Here is a 21,429-nt window from a genome sequence, read left to right as displayed (position 1 = left end):
CATGAGCGAAACCCCTGCGATCCGCGTCGGCATCGGCGGCTGGACCTACGAACCGTGGCGCGGAAGCTTCTTCCCGGAGAAATGGCCGCACAAGCGCGAACTGGAATATGCCGCCGGCCAGCTCACCGCGATCGAGGTCAACGGCACCTATTACGGCAGTCAGAAACCGGCCACCTTCGCGAGTTGGGCAAAGGCGGTGCCGGACGGCTTTGTGTTCACGCTGAAAGCGTCCCGCTATTGCACCAACCGCAAGGTGCTGGCCGAAGCCGGCGAATCGATCGCCCGGTTCGTCGGTCAGGGCATCGTCGAACTAGGCGATCGGCTCGGCCCGATCCTGTGGCAGTTCATGGCGACCAAACAATTTGACCCCGACGATTTCCGCGCCTTCCTCGCGCTGTTGCCCGCGCAGCAGGACGGCGTCGCGCTGCGCCATGCCGTGCAGGTGCGGCACGAGAGCTTCGCGGTGCCGGAGTTTGTCGCGATGGCGCGCGCGGCAGGGGTTGCACTGGTGTATGCCGACTCGGCGGACTACCCCGCGATCGCCGACGTGACCGGGGATTTCGTCTACGCGCGGCTGGAGAATGCGGTGGAGGCGGAGGCGACCGGATACGCCTCGGCCGCGCTGGACGACTGGGCGGAAACGGCGCGGGCGTGGGCGAAGGGCGAGCAGCCGGATGGCCTGCCGTATGCCTCGACCGAAGCGCCCGCCAAGCGACCGCGCGAGACGTTCGTGTTCTTCATCAACGGTGCCAAGGTCCGCGCGCCGCACGGCGCGATGGCGTTGATCGAGCGCCTTCGGACTTAAGGCTGGTTCATCTGCTGTCGTCCATAGCGGACGTGCAAGCCTCCTAAGTTTACGGCTTACAAGCGCTCACGATTACAGCCGGCGAGGCACCTATGAATAGGCATTGGTTTCGATGGCGGCGGCCTGATGAGGGGCAAGGATATTCTGTCGCGAGCCGAGAGGGCTGGTTTGCCGTTGCCGCATTCATAACTGCGGTCACAGTCGCCATTGTTCTTCCTATACGGCTTGGAGGTTCGGCTAAACTCGATCACCGCTGGTGTGTTTCTGTTAGCGATCTCGACGGGTTGGTTTGCGCGATCCGTGCGGCTTCATTGTGAGCGGTGAGGGTAGAGAGCTTCTGGTTTAGCCGTGCTCAGTCTCTAAGCGGCCGTTCCGCCTTCCACTATTCAAGATGTTCATTCTCACCCGGCAGCCCGACGCTCACTTGGCCAGCCCGATATGCATGTGTGCTCGTGTGCCCGACACCATCAACGGTACCAAGGTCCGTGCGCCACACGGCGCGATGGCGCCGATCGGGTGCGCGGGCGGATAGCGCCCAGGCGCTACCGCGCGTCGGCAGCCGCAGTCGGTGTCGGGGTTGGTGTCGGCGCTGTCGCCGGAACATTCGGGCGCACTGCCGGCGGCGCGACGCTCCCCGCCGCTTGGCCCGCCAGCGCCGCCCATTCAAGGATGTCGAGCGCATGTCGCGAATCGACGTAGCGTCGCGCCGCCTCGGTCCAGCGGCCGGCATTGGCCGCACCCGGTAATCGCGCGACCTCGCCCAGCGCGGCTTCGATCCGGCCGCTCTCCACCAGTCGACGCGCGCGCGCCAGCCGGTCTGCCGGCAGCGGCGAGGGCGATCCGGCGCGGTGCAGCGCAACGAGGTTGGCCAGCTCGCGCCGGAAACTGGCGACGATGCCATCCTGCAATCCGCCCGTCACCAGATCCGGACCGATCGTATCGAGCCCGCCGCGCAGATCGTCCAGCGTCACCGGTTCACGCGCGGCCTGAACAATCATCGAAACCGCACCCGGCTGGCTCGCGCCGAACCGGTAGCGCAGCCGTTCCTCGAGATAGCCGAGGCCAACCCCACGATCCAGCGCGCGCCGCGCGGCGAACGCGACCAGCATGCCCTCCGCGCGAGCCGCATTGCCAGCGGCCGCCTGCGCATCCGCACCGACGCCGGCGGTGCGCTCCTCCAGCGTGTCCAGCTGCGCGGACAACGCGGCCTCGCGCGCGGACAAGGCGTCGAGATCGATCGTGGACCCTTGCGCATTCCCTTTGGCCGGCACGATCACCACCGGCGCTTGTGGCGTACCGGACGCATCGTTGCCGACCGGCAGCGTCAGCGTGGCCGTCTTCGGCGCTGGGCCGAGGCCAAAGGCGCGAAACAACAGAAACGCGCCGCCGGCACCCGCCAGCAGCAACAGGATCGCGACGAGGGTGATCGTCCGCCAGCCCGCTCGGCGTGCGGGAACCATCGGCATCGGCGGCATTTGATCCATGCCGGTCTTATCCGCGCCGAACGCGAAACGGTCAACGCCCAAGCGCATCGATCGCCGCGAACAGCGCCGCATCGCTCGGGGTGGGCGCGATCGCCACCGCCTGCCAGCCAGCCCCGGCGGCAGCGGCGATCGCCGGGCTGAACGCCGCGATCCTGATCCCGTCGCGCGCAATCGCCGCCGTATCGAGCAACATCGCCAGCCGCCGCGCCGCGCGGGCCGAGTGGAGCAGGGCGGTCTGTCCGGCAATCCGCGCAACTTCGCCGGGTGCCACTTCGACCGGCTCGCTTACGTACACTGCCACCGCGCGTGACACGCCCGCCACCGCCGCGTGATCCTGGCCGCCCAGATGCAGCGCACGGGCGATGCCGCATTCGGCAAGCAGCGTCGCCAGCGCACCCGCATCGCTCGTCCCGACCGCCGAGACCTCAAGCCCCGCGCTCCGAGCGGCGGTGGCGGTCTGCTCACCGACCGCGATAACCGGCAGCGCGCCGAACCGGTTGATCGGGGTACCGGCATGTCGCACCGTGTTGGCGCTGGTCAGCACGAGGCCATCGTGGTCGCGCGGATCGGGCGGGGTCCACGCCACCGGCACGACCGAGAACAACGGTAGCCGCAGCACCGCGTAACCGGCGGCTTCGGCGCGCGCGGCGGTGGCGGCGTTGCCAGGTTCGGGCCGCAGCACCGCGAGCAGGCCGCTCACCCGCCGAACAGCCGCCGTACGTCGTCGGGCGCCCGCGCGAGCAGATCGCGTGCCAGCGCCTCGGCGAGCGCGGCGCCCGGCTCTCCGCGCACTTCACCGCCGACGTGCGCGCTGCCGTCGCCGGCGAGCAGTTCCGCGACGATGTGCATCACCCCGCCCTCGATCGTCGCGAGCGCCGCCACCGGCGAGTGGCAGTCCGCCGCCAGCCGCGCGAGCAGCGCGCGTTCCGCCCCCACGCACGCCTGTGTCACACCGTCGCCGATCGCCTCTACCGCCAGCCCGGCAGCATCGTCCTCCGCACGCACTTCGATGCCGACCGCGCCTTGCGCGGGTGCGGGCAACATCACAGCAGTATCGATCGCCACGCCGACATCGTCGCGTCCGAGCCGCTCCAGCCCCGCCGCCGCCAGCAGCGTCGCATCCGCCTCGCCCGCCGCCAGTTTGGCCAGCCGCGTCGCGACGTTGCCGCGAAACAGGATCGTCGTCACATCAGGCCGCAACCGCTTCACCTGCGCCGCGCGGCGCGGCGAACTGGTGCCGAGCACCGCGCCCGGCTTCAGCGCGGCGATGCTGTCGGCACCGACCAGCCGGTCGCGCACGTCGGCGCGCGGTAGCATTGCGGCGATGCGGATCGCCTCCGGGCGGATCGTCTCGACGTCCTTCATCGAATGCACTGCGCAGTCGATCTCGCGGGCGAGCAGCGCCCGGTCGAGTTCCTTGGTCCACAGCGCCTTGCCGCCGATCTCGGCGAGCGCCCGGTCCTGCACGCGGTCGCCGGTGGTGCGGATCGGCACGATCGAGACCTGTTCCGCCGTCCAGCCGTGCGCCGCGCACAGGGCGTCACGGACCAGCCCGGCCTGAACAAGCGCCAGCGGCGAACCGCGCGTACCGATACGAAACGTCATGCCCGCGCCCTAAGCCCAAGCGCCGCCCTTCGACAAGCGGCGGGTGATGCGATAGGGCGACACCATGACTGCCAAGCTTATCCTAGGCCTAGAATCCAGTTGCGACGAGACGGCCGCCGCGCTCGTCACCTCCGACCGGCGCGTGCTCGCGCACCGCGTGCTCGGGCAGGAGGCGGCGCATCGCCCGTTCGGCGGTGTCGTCCCCGAAATCGCCGCGCGCGCCCATGTCGAGGCGCTGATTCCGCTCGTAGAAGGCGTGTTCGCCGACGCCGGGCTGACGCTCGGCGATGTCGACGCGGTTGCGGCGACGGCGGGGCCGGGGCTGATCGGCGGGGTGATGGTCGGCCTCGTCACCGGCAAGGCGCTGGCCCATGCGGGTGGCAAGCCGCTGGTGGCGGTCAATCATCTCGAAGGCCATGCACTGTCGCCGCGATTGAGCGATCCCGATCTCGATTTCCCTTATCTGCTGCTGCTCGTGTCGGGCGGGCATTGCCAGGTGCTGCTGGTCGAGGGCGTCGGCCGCTACCGCCGGCTCGCCACCACGATCGACGATGCGGCGGGCGAGGCGTTCGACAAGACCGCCAAGATCCTCGGCCTGGGCTTCCCCGGCGGCCCGGCGGTGGAGCGTGCCGCCGCGCTCGGCAACCCGAAGGCGGTGCCGCTGCCGCGTCCGCTGAAGGGGTCGGCGGAACCGCATTTCTCGTTCGCCGGGCTGAAAAGCGCGGTGGTGCGCGCGCATGATTCGGGACGCTATTCGCCCGAGGACATCGCCGCCTCGTTTCAGGCGGCGGTTGTCGAGTGCCTGATCGACCGCACCACGCGCGCGCTGCACCGCGCGGAGGATGCGACCGCGCTTGTGGTCGCTGGCGGGGTCGCCGCCAATCAGGCGGTGCGCGCGAGCTTGCAGAATCTGGCGAGCGCCAACGCGCTACGCTTCGTCGCGCCGCCGTTGTGGCTGTGTACCGATAATGCCGCGATGATCGGCTGGGCCGGGGCGGAACGCTACGTCGCCGGCTTCACCGACCCGCTCGACATGCCGGCGCGCCCGCGCTGGCCGCTCGACCCGTCGGCTGAAACGGTACGCGGCGCGGGGGTGAAGGCATGAAGATCGGGGTTCTGGGTGGCGGTGCATGGGGCACCGCGCTCGCGCAGGTGATGGCGGCGGGCGGTCACGGCGTGACGCTGTGGGCGCGCGAGGCGGAGGTGGTCGACGCGATCAACGATGCCCACGAAAACCCGCTGTTCCTCGCCGGGGTGCCGCTCTCGCCCGACATCCACGCGACCGGCGACATCGGGTTATTGGCGCACGCCGATCTCACGCTCGTCGTCACGCCCGCGCAGCACGCTCGCGCGGTGCTGAGCGGGTTGGCGCAGACCGGCCGACCGCTGCTGCTGTGTTCCAAGGGGATCGAGGCGGGCAGCCACAAGTTGCTCAGCGAGGTCGCGGCAGAGGCGCATCCGGCCTCGGCGATCGGCGTGCTGTCCGGCCCGACCTTCGCGGGCGAGGTCGCACGCGGCCTGCCCACCGCCGTGACGATCGCGATGGAGCACGCGCGAGACGCCGAGCGGATGGCCGAAGCGCTCGCGCTGCCGACGTTCCGCACCTATGCGTCGGACGATGTGATCGGCGCGGAGATCGGCGGCGCGGTCAAGAACGTGCTGGCCATCGCGTGCGGCGTGGTTGAGGGGGCCGGGCTTGGCCAGAACGCCCGCGCGGCGCTGATCGCGCGCGGCTTTGCCGAGATGACGCGCTTCGGCCTGGCGCGGGGCAGCCGGGCGGAGACGCTCGCCGGGCTGTCTGGGCTGGGCGATCTGGTACTGACCTGTTCCTCCACCAGCAGCCGCAATTTCTCGCTCGGTCTGGGGCTGGGGCAGGGCCGTTCGGCGGCGGACCTGATGGCGGATCGCCGTACCATTGCGGAGGGTGCGTTCACTGCACCGGTGCTGTGCGCGGCGGCGGAGAGCGCCGGTGTCGATATGCCGGTCGCGCGTGCGGTGGCGGCGCTGCTCGATGGCGCCGAGGTCGGCGCGGAGATCGGCACCTTGCTCGCCCGTCCGCTGACGCGCGAACACGGTTGAGCGCGTCAGAAGTCGATCGCGATTCCTTTCAGCGTCCAGTCGCCATAGCGGGTCGGATCGAGGTCGAGCGGGTCTTTGGTCTTGTGCTGCGGCTCCGGTGCAGGAACCGGCGGATTGGGGGAAAGATAGGCGGGTGGCTTCACATGCGGCGGTCGGCGGCTCATGGAGGTTCCTTTCGGCGGCGTGTGTGACGATGTGTCACAGATCGTCCGCCTGCTTTGCGAGTTCAAGCCTTGAAGACCCCATCCGCAACCAAACCCAACGATCCCCCCGGCGTTCCGGCCCGCCGTGCTGCGCTGAAACTGCTCGACGCGGTGCTGCGTCAGGGCCTGCCGCTGGAGGCGGCGCTGGGCCGCGCCACCGCTGGAATTGAACGGGCGGACGACCGCGCGCTTGCCCACGCCATCGCCGCCGAAGTGTTACGCCGCCTGCCCGATCTCGACGCGCTGATTGATTCGGCGACACCGCGCGCGCTGCCGGAGGATGCCAAGGCGCGCTTCGTGCTGCGCATCGCGCTGGTGCAGATGCTGTCGCTCGGCACACCCGCGCATGCCGCGATCGCGACGGTGCTGCCGCTGGTCGATGGTGGCCCCAAGAAGCTCGTCCACGGCGTGTTCGGTGCGCTCTCCCGCCGGGGTGACACGCTGCCCGAGATCCCCGCCTTGCCGGACCCGGTGGCGATCCGCTGGCATGCCGCCTGGGGTGACGACATGATCGAGGCGGCCGAACAGGCGATCTCGGCCCCGCCGCCGCTCGATCTCACGCTCGCCGACCCTGCCACCACGGCGGCTTGGGTCGAGCGACTCGGCGGCACGTCGCTGCTGCCCGGCCACGTCCGGCTTGAATCAGCGCATGTTCCCGAGTTGCCCGGCTTCGAGGAGGGCGCATGGTGGGTGCAGGACATCGCCGCTTCGCTGCCCGCGCGCCTCATCGGACGCGGTGAGGGGACTGCGCTCGATCTGTGCGCGGCGCCTGGTGGCAAGACGATGCAGCTCGCCCACGCCGGCTGGTCGGTGATCGCGGTCGATGCCTCCGAGGCGCGCCTCACCCGGCTGCGCGCCAACATCGCGCGGACCGAGACGAAGGCGCGCGTCATCACCGGCGACGTGCTGCACTGGTCTCCGCAAGAGCCGGTGGACGCCGTGCTGCTCGATGCGCCGTGCAGCGCGACCGGCATCTTCCGCCGCCACCCGGATGTTTTGTATCGCACACGCCCCTCGGTGATCGCGCAGATGGCGGTGACGCAGGCCAGATTGCTCACCCGCGCCGCCGCCTGGGTGAAGCCGAGCGGTACGCTCGTCTACGCAACGTGTTCGCTGGAACGCGAGGAAGGTGAAAGCCGGATCGAGGCGTTCCTTGCGGAACAGGGCGACTTCACGCTCGACCCGGTCCGTGCGGACGAGCTTCCCGCTGGCGTTATGCCGCACGAACGCGGCTGGTTGCGATTGCTGCCGGGGCAGGTGACGCCGGGCGGTAACGATGGCTTTTTCATCGCACGGTTACGGCGCGCTTAACCGTCGCAATTGATACGTAGCTTGCGGCTACTCCCGGCCATGCCTACAGATTCCGGCATGCCGAACCACGTCCGCATCGCCCCGTCGATCCTCTCGTCCGATTTCGCACGCTTGGGCGAGGAGGTCCGCGCGATCGACGCCGCCGGCGCCGACTGGATTCACATCGACGTGATGGACGGGCATTTCGTCCCCAACATCACGATCGGCCCGCAAGTGGTGAAGGCGCTTCGCCCACATACGCCCAAGCCGTTCGACGTCCACCTGATGATCCAGCCGGTCGATGCGTTCCTCGATGCGTTCGCAGAGGCCGGTGCCGACACGATCAGCATCCATCTGGAGGCCGGGCCGCACACGCACCGCAGCCTCCAGCACATCCGTACCCTCGGTAAGCGCGCCGGTGTGGTACTGACCCCGCAGACCCCGGCCAAGGCGCTCGAATATCTCATCGACTCGGTCGATCTGGTGCTGGTGATGAGCGTGAACCCGGGCTTCGGCGGGCAGAGCTTCATCCCGAGCGCGCTGCGCAAGATCGCGGCGGTCAGGTCGATGATCGACAAGGGCGGCTACCGCGTCGATCTGGAGGTCGACGGCGGCATCGATGTGGAGACCGCGCGCGATGCGATCGAGGCGGGTGCCGACGCGCTCGTCGCCGGCACCGCCACCTTCCGCGGCGGACCCGACCAGTATGCCGCCAACATCCGGGCGTTGAGGGGCGCGTGAGCGACCGCTTGCCCGCCGACGACCTGCTCGAATTGGGCGCGCTTGAGCCGGTCGAGGGCAAGTGGCTGGTCCGTGCCGGCGGCGACAAAGGGCTTTCACTGGCGGAGCGACTGGCCGAACAGTTCCACCGCCTGACGTGGCGCACGCCGCTGCATGGCATGCGGCTGAAAGGGCGCTATCCGCTCAAGCTGCTGGCGGTGCCGGACGATCCCTTCCTTGGCGATTTCAAGCGCGGACAGGCGCTGCTCGGCGGGGAGATGATGTTCCGTGGCGAAACCCGCGCGATCGAGTCGCTCAACCTAGCCAAGCCCGATTTCTCCGCCGATTTCGCCGAGTATCTGCACAGCGCTGCGTGGCTGCGCGATCTGTCGAGCGTAGCGACACGCGTGCAGGGCGTACCCGTTGCCGAGGCGATCATGCGGCAATGGCTCGTCGCGCATGCCGACACGATCAGCGAGCCGGCGTGGCGCGCCGATCTCTGCGGGCGGCGGATCCTTGCATGGTCGGCCCATGCGCCGCTGATCCTGTCCTCGACCGATCTTGTCTATCGCAGCAAGGTGCTCAACACCTTCGCACGCGGTGCGCGCCATCTCGATCGCGGTGCCGACAAGATCGCGCCGGGTGCGGCGCGGGTCGCCACCGCCTGCGGCGTAGTGGCCGGCGGTATGCTGCTGCCCGGCGGCGATCCGCGCCGGCTCGCCAACGAGGCCGCGCTCACCCGCGCGCTGGCGGTGTCGGTGTTCGAGGACGGCGGTGTCGTTTCACGCAGCCCGGCGACGCAGCTCGACGTCATCATGCTGCTCACCGCACTGCGCGAGGTGTATGAGGCGCGCCGGATCGAGCCGCCTGCGCTGATCGCCGACACGCTCGGCCGGCTCGTGCCGGCGCTGCTCGGCGTGTGTCTCGGCGATGGCGGACTGTCGAGCTGGCAGGGCGGCGGCCCAGTTCCGGGCGAAACCGTCGCGGAGATCGTCGCCGCCACCGGCGTGCGCACCCGCCCGCTGCGGCAGGCTCGCGAGTGGGGGTATCAGCGGCTGTCCGCCGCACAGGCGGTGGTGGTGTTCGATGCCGCACCGCCGCCGGTCGCGCGGGTGGTGAAGGGCGGCTGCGCCTCAACGCTGGCGTTCGAGTTTTCGGACGGGCCACACCGCATCATCGTCAACTGCGGCGGCGCGCGGGCCGGCATCGCGCAACTGCCGGGCGCGCTGGTCGAGGGGCTGCGCACCACCGCCGCGCATTCGACGCTAGTAGTCGGCGACAGCAATTCCACCGCGGTTCAGGTCGACGGCACGCTTGGGCGCGGTGTCGGTGCGGTCGAACTGGCCCGGCAGGAGAGTGAAAACGCCAGCCGCGTCGAGGCGAGTCATGACGGCTACGCGCGCCGCTTCGGCTTCGTCCACCGCCGTCAGTTGATCCTTACCGGCGATGGCCGCGAACTGCGCGGCGACGACATGCTGCTGCCTGCGAGCAAGCGCGGGCGCGTGGTCGCGACCGGCTTCGTGCTGCGTTTCCACCTCGGTGACGGTGTCGAAGTCTCGCCCACGGCCGATGGCATGGCGGCGCTGCTGCGGCTGCCCGGCGGCACGCTCTGGCAGTTCCGCTGCAAGGGCGGCGCGCTTACGGTTGAGCCGAGCCTGTGGGTCGACGGCGCGGGACGACCGCAATCGACCTTCCAGCTCGTCGTCACCGGCGAGACGCCGGCTGGCGGTACCAATGTCGGCTGGGTCTTGAAGCGCGCAGGCTAAGCGGGCAGGGAGCGCGCGACCGCACATTCCCGGTTCGTCCTGCGTCAGCTTACGACGAACGCTGCTAGGATCCTCGTATGACCGCCATCCCCATCCGCCGCGCCCTCCTGTCAGTGTCTGACAAGACCGGCATCGTCGATCTCGGCAAGGCGCTTGCCAAAGCGAACGTCGAACTGGTCTCGACCGGCGGCACCGCCAAGGCATTGCGGGATGCGGGCCTCACGGTGCGCGACATCTCCGATCTCACCGGTTTCCCGGAAATGATGGACGGTCGTGTCAAGACGCTCCACCCCAAGGTGCACGGCGGTCTGCTCGCAGTGCGCGACGATAAAGCCCATGCCGCCTCGATGGCGGAACACGAGATCGGCGCGATCGATCTGGTGGTGGTCAACCTCTACCCGTTCGAGGAAACCGTCGCGCGCGGTGCCGAGCGTGACGAGGTGATCGAGAACATCGACATCGGTGGCCCGTCGATGGTGCGCTCCGCCGCGAAGAACCACGCCTATGTCGCGATCGTCACCGATCCCGCCGATTACGCGCTCGTCGCGGGCGGCAGCACCACGCTGGAAGACCGCAAGCGCCTCGCCGCAAAAGCCTATGCCGCCACCGCCGCCTATGATGGCGCGATTGCGCAGTGGTTCGCGTTCGTCGACCAGCGCGAGTCGTTCCCGCAGGTGCTGCCGGTTACGCTGACGCTCGGTTCGGCGCTGCGCTATGGCGAGAACCCGCATCAGCAGGCGGCGTTCTACGCGACGCACAAGCCATCCGCGAACGGCGTCGGCCAGGCGCGGCAGGTGCAGGGCAAGGAACTGTCGTACAACAATTTCAACGACGCCGACGCCGCGCTCGACCTTATCAGCGAGTTCCGCGATGCCGACCCGAGCGTGGTGATCGTCAAGCACGCCAACCCTTGCGGCGTCGCCACCGCCAAGACGATCGAGCAGGCCTATGCCGATGCGTTCGCCTGCGACACGGTGTCCGCGTTCGGCGGCATCATTGCGCTCAATCGCAAGCTCGACGCGGCGACCGCGCGGGCGATCACCGGCATCTTCACCGAAGTGGTGATCGCGCCGGACGCCGATGACGAGGCGCTTGCGCTGTTCGCCGCCAAGAAGAACCTGCGCCTGCTGCTCACCGGCGATCTGCCCGATCCCGCGCGCGGCGGGTTGCTGGCCAAGGCGATCACCGGCGGCTGGCTGGTGCAGGGCCGCGACAACGCCTCGGTGCCGGAGATGAAGGTCGTCACCAAGCGTGCGCCCACCAAGAACGAACTGGCGGATTGCCGCTTTGCCTGGACGGTGGCCAAGCACGTCAAGTCGAACGCGATCGTCTATGCAAAGGACGGCGCCGCCGCCGGCATCGGTGCGGGCCAGATGAACCGACTAGAGTCGGCGCGCATCGCCGCGTGGAAGGCCAAGGACGCGGCGGACAAAGCGGGCTGGGCGCAACCCCGCACGATCGGCTCGGCCGTGGCGTCGGATGCGTTCTTCCCGTTCGCCGACGGCCTGCTGGCAGCGGTCGAGGCGGGTGCTACGGCGGTTATCCAGCCGGGCGGCTCGATTCGCGATGACGAGGTGATCGCCGCCGCGGACGCCGCCAACCTGGCGATGGTGTTCACGGGCGTGAGGCATTTTCGGCACTGAGGCCGATCGCTCCTAGCCGCAGCAAAGCTCCGGCCCGGGTCTCCGCGATCGGCCCGGCCGGCGGCGCCAAAGTGCCGTCCGACGAGTGACAGGTGGAGGATGCCCCGCATCCTGCACCTGTCACTGGCTTCGCCCATGACCGGCCGTGAGCACCTGCGACGTTTACCTAAGCCGCCTCGGCCAGAAGTCGACGTGCGCCGCGACCGTTCAGGCCGTCGCCGCGGCAGGCGTCTTACGCAACAGCGCGCGATCTTCCGGGCCGGTGGCGAACTTCCACAGCACGAACAGGTAGCTCGCGGCGATTGCCGGCTCGCCGAACACCAGTTCCGCCCATTCGTAGCGATGCGGCAGCGAGGTGAAGATCGTCCCCACCGCGATCGCCGCCGCCGCCGCGCCCAGCATCTGCCAGCGCCAGCCGCGCACCGGCGCACCCAGCATCTTCGCGAGAACGCTCGACTTCACCAGCGACGACGTGCCCATCGCTAGGAGCAGCGCCACAGCCGGCCCGGCGGCCTGATAATTTTCCGGCCAGCCGATCCATCGCATCGCGAAGATCAATCCGAAACTCAGCGCCACCTGCAAGGTCAGCGCGCCGATCGACAGCATCAGGTTGAGATGCCGTGCGATATAGACCAGGGCGCTTTCGCACACCGCGCCGGTCGACGCCGCCACCTCCGCGCAGAGCAGGAACGCCATCGCCGCCGTGCCGGCGACGAACTGCGGGCCGACGACGCCCATCACCGCCTTGCCGGGGATCGACCCCATCAGCGCAAGGCCCAGCTGTGCCGACATGATCCAGAACCCCACCTGTCGGACCTGCTGCGCCACCGCCTTGCGGTCGTTCTGCGCAAGGCTGGAGGTGATGACCGGGCTGAGGATCGGATCGAAGCTGGTTTTCAACTTGCCCGGCAGCGTGGCGATCTGCACCGCCATGTAGTAGATGCCGACGATCTTCGGCTCAAACATATAGCCCAGGATCGCGCGATCGACATTGCGCGAGCCCCATTCGATCGCGTCGGCGCCCGCCAGCGGAACGTTGTGCCGCGCCAGCGCGACCAGCCGCCCGGGCTCCGGGCGCCAGCCATAGGGCAGACCATAGCTTTTCAGGAACGGCACGAACGCCGCCAGCAGCGCCCCGACCATCGACAGCATGTACGACAGGACCAGCCCGTCCGGTTTCGCGATGAACGAGAAGACCAGCGCGGCGATGCTGATTGTCCACGGCTCGACGATCGCACGGGCGGTGACCGATGCACCGACGTTGCGGCGGTAGGCGAGCGCGGCGAGGCTGATCTCGGTCCACGCCCAAGCCACGATGACGACCGGCAGATACCGTTCGAACCCGCCGGACAGCCCGCTGGGGAACATGATTTCGGGCAGCGCGAACAGCACCACGCTGGCGATCGCCGAGGCGACGAACGCCACCGCCAGCGCGTCCCATGCGACATGCGTGTGCGACCGCTCTCCCGACTTGGCGAACGCCTGCGCAAGTCCGCGCTTCAGCCCGAGCGTGCAGAGCTGCGCGGCGAACTCCACCACCACCACCGCCAGCGCGAACCGCCCGACCAGATCGGGGCCATAGCTGCGACCGGCGATGAACAGGAACGGAATCCGCGCGGCGAGTCGCAGCAGAAAGCCGAAGATGTTGGTGCGCCCACCCTTGGCGAGCGCGTCGATGTCGTCTGGCGCCCCCGCCGACCCAGCGGCGTTGGTCAATGCGCCGCGCCCCAGCTCAGCCCCACGCCGATTTCGACGCCGAGCGGCACCGACAGCGTAATGGCGGGCTCGGCTGCGGCTGCCATCACGCGCTCGATCACCGGGCGTGCGGCGTCGACGTCGCCTGCGGGCAGTTCGAACACCAGTTCGTCGTGCACCTGCAGCAGCATGCGGACGTGGCCGAGACCAGCCTCCGCCAACGCTGGCTCCATCCGCACCATCGCGCGCTTGATGATGTCGGCGCAGGTGCCCTGGATCGGCGCGTTGATCGCGGCGCGTTCGGCACCCTGGCGTTCGTGCTGGACCTTGGATTTGATGCGCGGAAAGTGCGTCTTGCGCCCGAACAACGTTTCGGTGAAGCCACGCTCGCGCACGAATTCGGTGGTTGCGGCGATATAGTTGCGGATGCCGGGGAAGCGCTCGAAATAGCGGTCGATCATCGCCTGCGCCTCGTCAGCGGTCACGTCGAGGCGGCCCGCCAGCCCCCAGCGCGAGATGCCGTACAGGATCGCGAAGTTGATCGTCTTGGCACGTCCGCGCGTGTCGCGGTTGACCTCGCCGAACAGCTCCTGCGCCGTCAGCGAGTGAATGTCCGCGCCGCTCGCGAATGCCTCGCGCAGCTGCGGCACGTCGGCCATGTGCGCGGCGAGGCGCAGCTCGATCTGCGAATAATCGGCGGCGAGGATGACGTTGCCCTCCTCCGCCACGAACGCGTCGCGGATCTGGCGGCCGATCTCGGTGCGGATCGGGATGTTCTGCAGGTTGGGGTCGGTCGAGGACAGCCGCCCGGTCTGCGCACCGGTCAGGCTGTAGCTGGTGTGCACGCGGCCGGTCGCCGGATTGATCTGCGCCTGCAACGCATCGGTATAGGTGTTCTTGAGCTTAGTGAGCTGGCGCCATTCCAGCACCTTGCCGGCGATGCCGGAACCAACCGAGTCCTTATCGGCGGCGATCCGTTCCAGCTCGTTGACGTCGGTCGAATAGACGCCCGACTTGCCCTTGCGCCCGCCCTTGATGCCCATCCGCTCGAACAGCACGTCGCCCAACTGCTTGGGGCTGCCGATCGTGAACGGGCCGCCGGCGATCGCGTGGATTTCGATTTCCAGCGCGGCGATTTGCGTCGAGAATTCGCCCGACAGGCCGGCCAGCTTCTCGCGATCGACCTTGATGCCCTGTCGCTCCATCCGTGCGATCACGGGGGCGAGCGGGCGGTCGACCATTTCGTACACGCGCGTCGCAGCCTCGGCGGCGAGACGCGGTTTGAAACGGCGCCACAGCCGCAGCGTCACGTCGGCATCCTCGGCGGCGTAACGGGTCGCGGCGACGAGATCGACCTCATTGAACTGGCGCTGCGTCTTGCCGACGCCGACCACGTCCTTGAAGGCGATGCAACTGTGCGACAGGTGCGTCGCGGCAAGCTCGTCCATACCGTGGCCATGCAGACCGGCGTCGAGATCGAAGCTCATCAGGATGGTATCGTCGAACGGCGCCACGTCGATGCCAAGCCGCCCCAGCACGATCATGTCGTATTTGAGGTTGTGGCCGATCTTGAGGACCGAAGCGTCCTCGAACAGCGCCTTCAGTTTGTCGAGCGCCACCGCCGTGTCGATCTGCGCGGGCCGCTCGGCGAAAAGGCCGGTGCCGCCGTGGCTCAACGGGATGTAGCACGCGCGATTGGGTTGCAGCGCCATGCTGATGCCGACCAGTTCGGCGCGCGTCGCATCGATGCCGGTGGTTTCGGTATCGACCGCCACCCAACCCTGATGCCGCGCGGCCGCAATCCACGTATCGAGCGCGGCCTCGTCCACCACCGTCTCGTAGCCGTCGTGATCGCACGCCGGTTCTTCGTCCGGCGTCAGTACGCTCTTGGGCGTTTCTACCGGCGCATCCGCCACCGCCGACAATTTGGTCAGCAGCGACTTGAAGCCGTGATGTTCCAGAAACGCGCGCAGCGGCGCATCGGGGATGCCCTGCAGCGTGAGATCGTCGAGCGGCTCGGGCAGGGTGCCGTCGCACTTCAGCGTGACGAGCACCTTGGACAGGCGGGCATTGTCGGCCTGCTCGATCAGATTGTCGCGCAGCTTGCCCTTCTTCATCCCCTCGGCGGCGGCGAGCACGCCTTCGAGATCGCCATGTTCGAGAATCAGCTTGGCGGCGGTCTTGGGACCGACCCCGGTGACGCCCGGCACGTTGTCGACGCTGTCGCCCATCAACGCGAGCACATCGCCGAGCCGCTCCGGACCGACGCCGAACTTCTCGACGACATGGTCCGCGCCCAATCGGCGGTTGTTCATCGTGTCGTACATGTCGACCGACGGATCGGTCATCAGCTGCATGAGATCCTTGTCCGAGGACACGATCGTCACCGACCAGCCCTGCGCCAGCGCGGCCTGGGTGTAGCAGGCGATGATGTCGTCCGCCTCCAGCCCCTCTTCCTCGATGCACGGCAGCGAGAAGGCGCGCGTGGCGTCGCGGATCATCGGGAACTGCGGTTTGAGATCCTCGGGCGGCGGCGGGCGGTGCGCCTTGTACTGATCGTACAGGTCGTTGCGGAACGTCTTGGAGGATTTGTCGAGAATCACCGCCATGTGGGTCGGGCCATCGGCGGTATTGAGTTCGTCGACCAGCCGCCACAACATGGTGGTATAGCCATAGACCGCGCCGACCGGCTCGCCATGCTTGTTGGTGAGCGGCGGAAGCCGGTGATAGGCGCGGAAGATATAGCCCGAGCCGTCGACGAGATAGAGATGTGGCATTGTGCGCGCGGGATAGCCCAGCGTGGCGGGCGACACAAAGGCTTAAGCGCGACACGCCAGCGGCATGTGGTTTTTGGGTAACGCGGGGGATGGTGAACGGGCGGAAGCGCGCTGCGGCGTTAACCAGTTCCGCCAATCCTTGCTTGACCGACCGCCGCTAATCCCGGCGGCATGCCATATGCCAAACTCTTCCGCAGCCGCTGGGCAGCGTTGCTCTGGGCGGGCGGCATCCTGTGGACGGCGGTGGATTTCGTCGGTGTCGCGCCGCGCCACGATGCGGTCGCCGCCTCGAACGCGAGCGACCCCGCCACACAAGATGCGAACGGCATGCCGGTCAACAGTGCCGATCTCGCCACCCTCGCCAACGCGATGGGCAATTGAGGTTCAGCGCGCTTTCGGCTTGATCGGTGCGCGCGGCCGGCGCGTCTCGACAGTGGGCGGCCCGGATTTCGAGCGCGGGCGCGGCGGCGGCGTCGGGCTGCGCGGCGCAGGCGGCGGCGTGGTGCCGCGACTCGGCGCGACGGTGTAGCCCTCCTTCAACAACCGCGAGAACGCATCGCGCACGCTCGCGGTGATCGCCGCCTGCACCTCGGCGGGCAGATCGGCGAGGGTGGTGTTGGCGTGCACCGCGTTGAGATCGCGCACCAGCGCGTTGGGCAGCCCGCCCGAAGATTTCTTGAGCGCCATGAACGCATCAAGCGTCGCGGCGACGAGGATATCCTGCATCAGGTCGGTTGCGGACTTTGCCATGCGCGCCCCAACGCACGAGGCGCGATTCGGTGCAAGTCCCTACGTCTTGCCCGGCGAGACTTTATCCACCTTTCCAAGTGCGATCCGCAGCGGAAGGGCGAGACCGGCCTATGCCTTGATCCCCAACTGCCACAACACGAAGGCATGTTCCTCCGCCGCCTCACGCAGCGATTCGAACCGGCCGGACTTGCCGCCATGCCCCGCGCCCATGTTGGTCTTGAGGAACAGCACATTGTCGTCGGTCTTGGTGGCGCGCAGCTTGGCCGTCCATTTCGCCGGTTCCCAATAGGTCACGCGCGGATCGTTCAGCCCACCGCTGATGAACAACGGCGGATAGGCCTGCGCCTTTACCTGATCGTAGGGGGAGTACGACCGGATCAGCTCGAACGCCGCCTTGTCCTCGATCGGGTTGCCCCACTCCGGCCATTCGCCCGGCGTCAGCGGCAGGTCCGCGTCGAGCATCGTGTTGAGCACGTCGACGAACGGCACGTCGGCGATCACCGCGCCCCACAATTCGGGATCGGAATTGACCACCGCGCCCATCAGCTCGCCACCCGCCGAACGCCCGGCGATCGCGATTCGGCCCGCACTGGTCCAGCCCCCCGCGATCAGCCCCTTCGCCACGTCGACGAAATCGTTGAACGTGTTGGTGCGCTTTTCGAGTTTGCCGTCGTGATACCATTGCTGGCCAAGATCGTCGCCGCCGCGAATATGCGCGATCGCATAGGCAAAGCCGCGATCGAGCAGGCTCAAACGCCCGGTTGAGAAGCCCGGCGGGATGGCATGGCCATAGGCGCCGTAGGAGTAGAGGTAGAGCGGCGCGGAGCCGTCCTTCACGAAATCCTTCGGATAGACGATCGACACTGGCACCTCAGTGCCATCGCGCGCGGTGATCTTGAGCCGTTCGGTGCGATAGCCATCCGCGTCATAACCGGACGGGATCTCCTGCACCTTCAGCACGGTCATCTCGCCCGTCGCGACGTCATAATCATAGGCGGTGCCCGGCGTGACCATCGATTCGTACCCCAAGCGGAGCACGTCCATCGCATATTCGGGATTGTCGCCGAGGCCCGCGTCATAGCTCGCCTCCGGGAACGCGATCCGCTTCGGCGCGCCGCCGTCGTAGCGGTGGATCTCGACCTGATCGAGCCCATCCTCACGCCCGTCGACGATGAAGAAGTCGCGGAAGCACGACACGCCGGTCATGTAGAAATGCGCGGAGGGTGCGATCCGCTCGGACCACTCGCCCGGCGCGTTGATCTGCGCGGTGCACAGCCGCCACATCGGATCGACGTCGTTGGTGTGGATGAACAAAGTACCGTCATGCTCGTCCACGTCATACTCGCGGCCCGGCTGCCGCGCCGACACCAGCAGCGGCGTGGCGAGCGGATCGTTCGCGGGCAGCAGATACACCTCGCTGGTGACATGATCGCCGGTGGCGATGATGATCCAGTTGCGCGCGCTCGTCTCCGAAATGCCGACGCGGTAGCCCTCGTCCGCCTCGCGGAACAGTTCCACGTCATCCTTGGGGTCGCTGCCCAGCCAGTGCAGCCGGGCATTGTCGGTGCGCCATTGTTCGTTGGCGAGGCCGTAGAGGAAGCCCTTGTCGTCCGCCGTCCACACGATTTCGGACAGGGTGCCGGGGATCACGTCCGCGAGATGCTCGCCGGTTTCGAGGTTCTTGACGCGCAGCTCGAAGCGTTCCGAGCCGTTGTCGTCGATCGCATAGGCGAGCAGTTTGCCATCGTTGCTGACCGACACCGTACCGAGCCGGAAATATTCCTTGCCCGCCGCCAACGCCGGCTCGTCCAGCATCAACTGGTCCTCGCCGCCCGCCACCGGCTTTCGCCACCACTGGCGATATTCGCCGCCGGTCTCGAACGCGGTCCAGTACAGCCAATCGCCGTCCTTTTGCGGCACCGACGATTCATCTTCCTTGATGCGCCCCTTCATCTCCGCATACAACCGGTCGATCAGGGCTTTGCGCGGCGCCATCAGCGCCTCGAAATAGCCGTTCTCGGCTTCGAGGTACGCCAGCACGTCCGGGTCGGTCACATCGGGATAGTTCGGGTCTTTCAGCCAGGCATAGGGATCCTCGACGGTGATGCCGTGGCGCGTGAAGCTGCGCGGGCGGCGTTCGGCAATCGGCGGTGCAATATCGGTCATGTCCGCAGACCTAGGGTGCGTGGACGGCGGCGGCAATGGCCGGGCGAAACCCCTCGCGTGCGCGTGCCGGCGCCGATACAGTGGCAAGCCCTCCCCGATCGCCCGCCAAGGATCCCGAATGTCGACCTACTCCGCCCGTCTCGCCGCGCTTCGCGAACACCTCGCCGGCGTGCCGCTCGACGGCTTCGTCGTGCCGCTCACCGACGAGCATATGAGCGAATATGTCGGCGCGTACGCGCAGCGCCTCGCCTGGCTGACCGGCTTCCAGGGCTCGGCCGGCACGGCGGTGGTGCTGCCGGAAGTGGCGGCGATCTTCACCGACGGACGGTACACCTTGCAGGTGCGCGAACAGGTTTCGGCCGACGACTGGCAGTATGTCGCCGTGCCCGGCACCAGCGTGTCGGCGTGGCTTGGCGCCAATGCGAGGCAGGGCGGGCGTATCGGCTATGACCCGTGGCTGCACACCCGCGCATGGGTGGCGGAAGCGTCGCGTGCACTCGCCGAGCGCGGCGCGATTCTGGTGCCGATCGACACCAATCCGATCGACGCGGTATGGCCCGATCGACCCGCCCCCTCGCGCGCCCGGCTGGCCGTGCAGGACGATGGCACCGCCGGCGCCTCTTCGGCGGAAAAACGCGGGGCGGTCGCCGACTGGCTGACGACGCGCAAGGCCGACGCGGTGGTGCTGACCGCGCTCGATTCGATCGCCTGGGTTCTCAACGTGCGCGGCACCGATGTCGCGCATACGCCCGTCGCGCTCGCCTATGCGATCATTGATGCCGACGGCACCGCAGAGTTGTTCGTCGCGCCCGAGAAGGTGGACGATGCCGTCCGCCAGCATCTCGGCAATGCGGTGCGGGTGCGCGACCGCGCGGAGTTCTCCGCCGCGCTCGGCAGTTTCTCCGGCAAGCGCGTCGCCGCCGATCCCGAACGCGCGGTCGCCGCGATCTTCGACGTGCTCGAAGGGGGCGGGGCAAGCGTGTTGCCGCTGCGCGACCCCACCGTCCTTGCCAAGGCGATCAAGAACCCGGCCGAGATCGCCGGCCACCGCGCCGCCTCCGCCCGTGACGGCGCCGCGCTCGCGCGCTTCCTGCGCTGGGCGGAGACCACGCTGCCGGCTGGCGGCGAGACCGAACTCTCCGCCGCCGCCAAGCTACAGGCGTTCCGCGAAGCGACCGGCGTGTGGCTCGACAGTTCCTTCGACACCATTTCCGCCACCGGCGCACACGGCGCCAGCCCGCATTACAAGGTGACCGACGAATCGAACGCCGCGATCCTGCCGGGCCAGCTCTACCTCGTCGATTCCGGGGGGCAGTACCGCGACGGCACCACCGATGTGACCCGCGTGATCCCGGTCGGCACGCCGAGCGAGGAGATGCGCGACCGCTTCACCCGCGTCCTGCGCGGCCACATCGCGCTGACGACGGCGGTCTTCCCGACCGGGACCACCGGCGGCCAACTCGACGGCTTCGCGAGGCGGCCGTTGTGGGAGGCTGGGCTGGACTATGGGCATGGCACTGGCCACGGCGTCGGCGCGTATCTGTCGGTGCACGAAGGGCCGCAGCGCATCGCTCAGCCGTTCTACCCCGGCGGCGGCCCGTCCGAGCCGCTGCGTGCAGGCATGATCCTGTCCAACGAACCCGGCTATTACAAAGCCGGCGAATACGGCATCCGTATCGAGAACCTCATCCTGGTCGAGCCGCGCGGGATCGCCGGCGCCGAGCAGGCGATGCTCGGCTTCGAGACGCTGACCTTCGTGCCGATCGAACGCTCGCTGATCGTCGCGGACATGCTCACCCCGCCCGAGCGGGCGTGGCTCGACGCCTATCATGCGCAGGTGCTCGGGCTGCTCGGGCCGCAGATGGACGATGCGGAGCGCATGTGGCTCGCCGCAAAGTGCGCGCCGATCGCTTAGCGAGGTCGTAGCGCCTGTTCGTTGGAGGCGATCGAAATCGAGAGCCCGGGCGCAGTGCTGGTAGTATGCGCCGCGACCGCGCAGGACACGGACGAATTGGGGGCGGCGCCCTCAGTCCGCCACCCCTTGTGTATCGGGCGACGTCGAGGCGGCTTGCGCCGTGCTTGCCGCATCAGCCTCGCCCCGGGCCCGCGCCTTCCTGCGTCGCAGGTTCTCGCGCAGCGCCGCCGCCAGCCGCTCCTCGCGTGTTTCCTTGTCGTTCATTCGCTTACAGCCTTGACAATCCGGTCCGCCTCGTCTCTTACGCCGCTTCCGCGATAACCGGAAATGCTGCCGTAGCTCAGTGGTAGAGCGCATCCTTGGTAAGGCTGAGGTCGTGAGTTCAATCCTCACCGGCAGCACCATTTTTTCCGCGTTCGAGGCGGATCAGGCGAATGCCGCGTAAGTGCGGGTGATCGCTGCGACGGCTGGGCCGGTGCGACCGCGTGTTCACGCAGTCGCGGCCTTTCATCTGCCGACCTCCTGTCGCAC

At 68.2% G+C, this 21,429-nt stretch carries 18 protein-coding genes and 1 tRNA gene; 10 read left to right on the top strand and 9 right to left on the bottom strand.

The window, feature by feature from the left end:
• The first annotated feature begins 1 nt into the window (after position 1).
• Positions 2-805, top strand: coding sequence for a DUF72 domain-containing protein (locus L8F97_RS07535; protein WP_242148074.1), 804 nt, complete (start codon positions 2-4; stop codon positions 803-805).
• 542 nt (positions 806-1,347) lie between these two features.
• Here the strand turns inward: L8F97_RS07535 and L8F97_RS07530 are convergent.
• From L8F97_RS07530 to hemC, 3 genes are read right to left on the bottom strand one after another with little or no spacing between them, the layout of a single operon-like run.
• Positions 1,348-2,337: a hypothetical protein gene (locus L8F97_RS07530; protein WP_242148073.1), complete on the bottom strand. Its 990-nt coding sequence runs from the start codon at positions 2,335-2,337 to the stop codon at positions 1,348-1,350.
• A complete protein-coding gene (locus L8F97_RS07525) occupies positions 2,321-2,989 on the bottom strand; it encodes a uroporphyrinogen-III synthase (RefSeq protein ID WP_242148071.1) in 669 nt (222 codons plus the stop codon). Before L8F97_RS07525 ends, L8F97_RS07530 begins: the two co-directional genes overlap by 17 nt.
• On the bottom strand, positions 2,986-3,894 hold the full coding sequence (hemC, locus tag L8F97_RS07520; protein WP_242148069.1) for a hydroxymethylbilane synthase: 909 nt from the start codon (positions 3,892-3,894) through the stop codon (positions 2,986-2,988). The genes L8F97_RS07525 and hemC overlap by 4 nt, the downstream gene beginning before the upstream one ends.
• A 64-nt stretch (positions 3,895-3,958) precedes the next feature.
• Between hemC and tsaD the strand changes: the two genes are divergently transcribed.
• Positions 3,959-4,999 carry a tRNA (adenosine(37)-N6)-threonylcarbamoyltransferase complex transferase subunit TsaD gene (gene tsaD / locus L8F97_RS07515; protein WP_242148068.1) on the top strand — a complete coding sequence of 347 codons (1,041 nt, stop codon included), beginning with the start codon at positions 3,959-3,961 and terminating at the stop codon, positions 4,997-4,999.
• Positions 4,996-5,973, top strand: a complete 978-nt coding sequence (locus tag L8F97_RS07510; protein ID WP_242148066.1) for an NAD(P)H-dependent glycerol-3-phosphate dehydrogenase — start codon at positions 4,996-4,998, stop codon at positions 5,971-5,973. The genes tsaD and L8F97_RS07510 overlap by 4 nt, the downstream gene beginning before the upstream one ends.
• 5 nt (positions 5,974-5,978) lie before the next feature.
• On the opposite strand, the gene L8F97_RS07505 is transcribed toward L8F97_RS07510, so the two are convergent.
• Positions 5,979-6,137 (bottom strand): DUF1674 domain-containing protein, encoded by a 159-nt coding sequence (locus L8F97_RS07505; RefSeq protein WP_242148064.1) that lies wholly within the window; start codon positions 6,135-6,137, stop codon positions 5,979-5,981.
• A 69-nt stretch (positions 6,138-6,206) separates the two neighbouring features.
• Between L8F97_RS07505 and L8F97_RS07500 the strand changes: the two genes are divergently transcribed.
• From L8F97_RS07500 to purH, 4 genes are all read left to right on the top strand, one after another.
• On the top strand, positions 6,207-7,487 hold the full coding sequence (locus tag L8F97_RS07500; protein ID WP_242148063.1) for an RsmB/NOP family class I SAM-dependent RNA methyltransferase: 1,281 nt from the start codon (positions 6,207-6,209) through the stop codon (positions 7,485-7,487).
• A gap of 57 nt (positions 7,488-7,544) precedes the next feature.
• Complete coding sequence (rpe, locus tag L8F97_RS07495) at positions 7,545-8,207, top strand: ribulose-phosphate 3-epimerase (protein WP_242148061.1); 663 nt, start codon at positions 7,545-7,547, stop codon at positions 8,205-8,207.
• On the top strand, positions 8,204-9,952 hold the full coding sequence (locus L8F97_RS07490) for a heparinase II/III family protein (protein ID WP_242148059.1): 1,749 nt from the start codon (positions 8,204-8,206) through the stop codon (positions 9,950-9,952). Before rpe ends, L8F97_RS07490 begins: the two co-directional genes overlap by 4 nt.
• 77 nt (positions 9,953-10,029) lie before the next feature.
• Entirely contained in the window at positions 10,030-11,595 is a 1,566-nt protein-coding gene (gene purH, locus L8F97_RS07485) for a bifunctional phosphoribosylaminoimidazolecarboxamide formyltransferase/IMP cyclohydrolase (RefSeq protein WP_242148056.1), read from the top strand.
• Between the two features lie 207 nt (positions 11,596-11,802).
• On the opposite strand, the gene L8F97_RS07480 is transcribed toward purH, so the two are convergent.
• The gene (locus L8F97_RS07480; protein WP_242148054.1) at positions 11,803-13,311 is read right to left on the bottom strand and encodes a lipopolysaccharide biosynthesis protein; all 1,509 of its coding nucleotides are present in this window, start codon (positions 13,309-13,311) and stop codon (positions 11,803-11,805) included.
• On the bottom strand, positions 13,308-16,067 hold the full coding sequence (gene polA / locus L8F97_RS07475; protein ID WP_242148053.1) for a DNA polymerase I: 2,760 nt from the start codon (positions 16,065-16,067) through the stop codon (positions 13,308-13,310). The genes L8F97_RS07480 and polA overlap by 4 nt, the downstream gene beginning before the upstream one ends.
• 171 nt (positions 16,068-16,238) lie before the next feature.
• Between polA and L8F97_RS07470 the strand changes: the two genes are divergently transcribed.
• Positions 16,239-16,448, top strand: a complete 210-nt coding sequence (locus L8F97_RS07470) for a hypothetical protein (protein WP_242148052.1) — start codon at positions 16,239-16,241, stop codon at positions 16,446-16,448.
• Between the two features lie 3 nt (positions 16,449-16,451).
• Here the strand turns inward: L8F97_RS07470 and L8F97_RS22575 are convergent, their stop codons facing one another.
• A complete protein-coding gene (locus L8F97_RS22575; RefSeq protein ID WP_277924789.1) occupies positions 16,452-16,817 on the bottom strand; it encodes a hypothetical protein in 366 nt (121 codons plus the stop codon).
• A 108-nt stretch (positions 16,818-16,925) separates the two neighbouring features.
• Entirely contained in the window at positions 16,926-18,983 is a 2,058-nt protein-coding gene (locus L8F97_RS07460; RefSeq protein WP_242148050.1) for a S9 family peptidase, read from the bottom strand.
• Between the two features lie 118 nt (positions 18,984-19,101).
• Here L8F97_RS07460 and L8F97_RS07455 point away from each other — a divergent pair, with 118 nt between their 5' ends.
• Positions 19,102-20,898 carry an aminopeptidase P family protein gene (locus L8F97_RS07455; RefSeq protein ID WP_242148048.1) on the top strand — a complete coding sequence of 599 codons (1,797 nt, stop codon included), beginning with the start codon at positions 19,102-19,104 and terminating at the stop codon, positions 20,896-20,898.
• A 111-nt stretch (positions 20,899-21,009) separates the two neighbouring features.
• Here the strand turns inward: L8F97_RS07455 and L8F97_RS07450 are convergent, their stop codons facing one another.
• Positions 21,010-21,162: a hypothetical protein gene (locus L8F97_RS07450; protein WP_242148045.1), complete on the bottom strand. Its 153-nt coding sequence runs from the start codon at positions 21,160-21,162 to the stop codon at positions 21,010-21,012.
• Between the two features lie 65 nt (positions 21,163-21,227).
• Between L8F97_RS07450 and L8F97_RS07445 the strand changes: the two genes are divergently transcribed.
• Positions 21,228-21,302: transfer RNA gene (locus L8F97_RS07445), tRNA-Thr, on the top strand.
• The last annotated feature ends 127 nt before the right edge of the window (positions 21,303-21,429 follow it).

It is taken from the genome of Sphingomonas sp. BAUL-RG-20F-R05-02, assembly GCF_022662305.1.
Taxonomy (GTDB): domain Bacteria; phylum Pseudomonadota; class Alphaproteobacteria; order Sphingomonadales; family Sphingomonadaceae; genus Sphingomonas.
Note: the sequence above shows the minus strand (reverse complement) of the source record. Positions and strands in the feature narration are given on the sequence as shown.

Excerpts from the sequence above, each read along its gene's own strand:
- L8F97_RS07535 (WP_242148074.1), top strand. The coding sequence starts at position 2 with ATGAGCGAAACCCCTGCGATCCGCGTCGGCATCGGCGGCTGGACCTAC.
- L8F97_RS07530 (WP_242148073.1), bottom strand. The coding sequence starts at position 2,337 with ATGCGCTTGGGCGTTGACCGTTTCGCGTTCGGCGCGGATAAGACCGGC.
- hemC (WP_242148069.1), bottom strand. The coding sequence starts at position 3,894 with ATGACGTTTCGTATCGGTACGCGCGGTTCGCCGCTGGCGCTTGTTCAG.
- tsaD (WP_242148068.1), top strand. The coding sequence starts at position 3,959 with ATGACTGCCAAGCTTATCCTAGGCCTAGAATCCAGTTGCGACGAGACG.
- L8F97_RS07510 (WP_242148066.1), top strand. The coding sequence starts at position 4,996 with ATGAAGATCGGGGTTCTGGGTGGCGGTGCATGGGGCACCGCGCTCGCG.
- L8F97_RS07505 (WP_242148064.1), bottom strand. The coding sequence starts at position 6,137 with ATGAGCCGCCGACCGCCGCATGTGAAGCCACCCGCCTATCTTTCCCCC.
- rpe (WP_242148061.1), top strand. The coding sequence starts at position 7,545 with ATGCCGAACCACGTCCGCATCGCCCCGTCGATCCTCTCGTCCGATTTC.
- purH (WP_242148056.1), top strand. The coding sequence starts at position 10,030 with ATGACCGCCATCCCCATCCGCCGCGCCCTCCTGTCAGTGTCTGACAAG.
- polA (WP_242148053.1), bottom strand. The coding sequence starts at position 16,067 with ATGCCACATCTCTATCTCGTCGACGGCTCGGGCTATATCTTCCGCGCC.
- L8F97_RS07470 (WP_242148052.1), top strand. The coding sequence starts at position 16,239 with ATGCCATATGCCAAACTCTTCCGCAGCCGCTGGGCAGCGTTGCTCTGG.
- L8F97_RS22575 (WP_277924789.1), bottom strand. The coding sequence starts at position 16,817 with ATGGCAAAGTCCGCAACCGACCTGATGCAGGATATCCTCGTCGCCGCG.
- L8F97_RS07460 (WP_242148050.1), bottom strand. The coding sequence starts at position 18,983 with ATGACCGATATTGCACCGCCGATTGCCGAACGCCGCCCGCGCAGCTTC.
- L8F97_RS07455 (WP_242148048.1), top strand. The coding sequence starts at position 19,102 with ATGTCGACCTACTCCGCCCGTCTCGCCGCGCTTCGCGAACACCTCGCC.
- L8F97_RS07450 (WP_242148045.1), bottom strand. The coding sequence starts at position 21,162 with ATGAACGACAAGGAAACACGCGAGGAGCGGCTGGCGGCGGCGCTGCGC.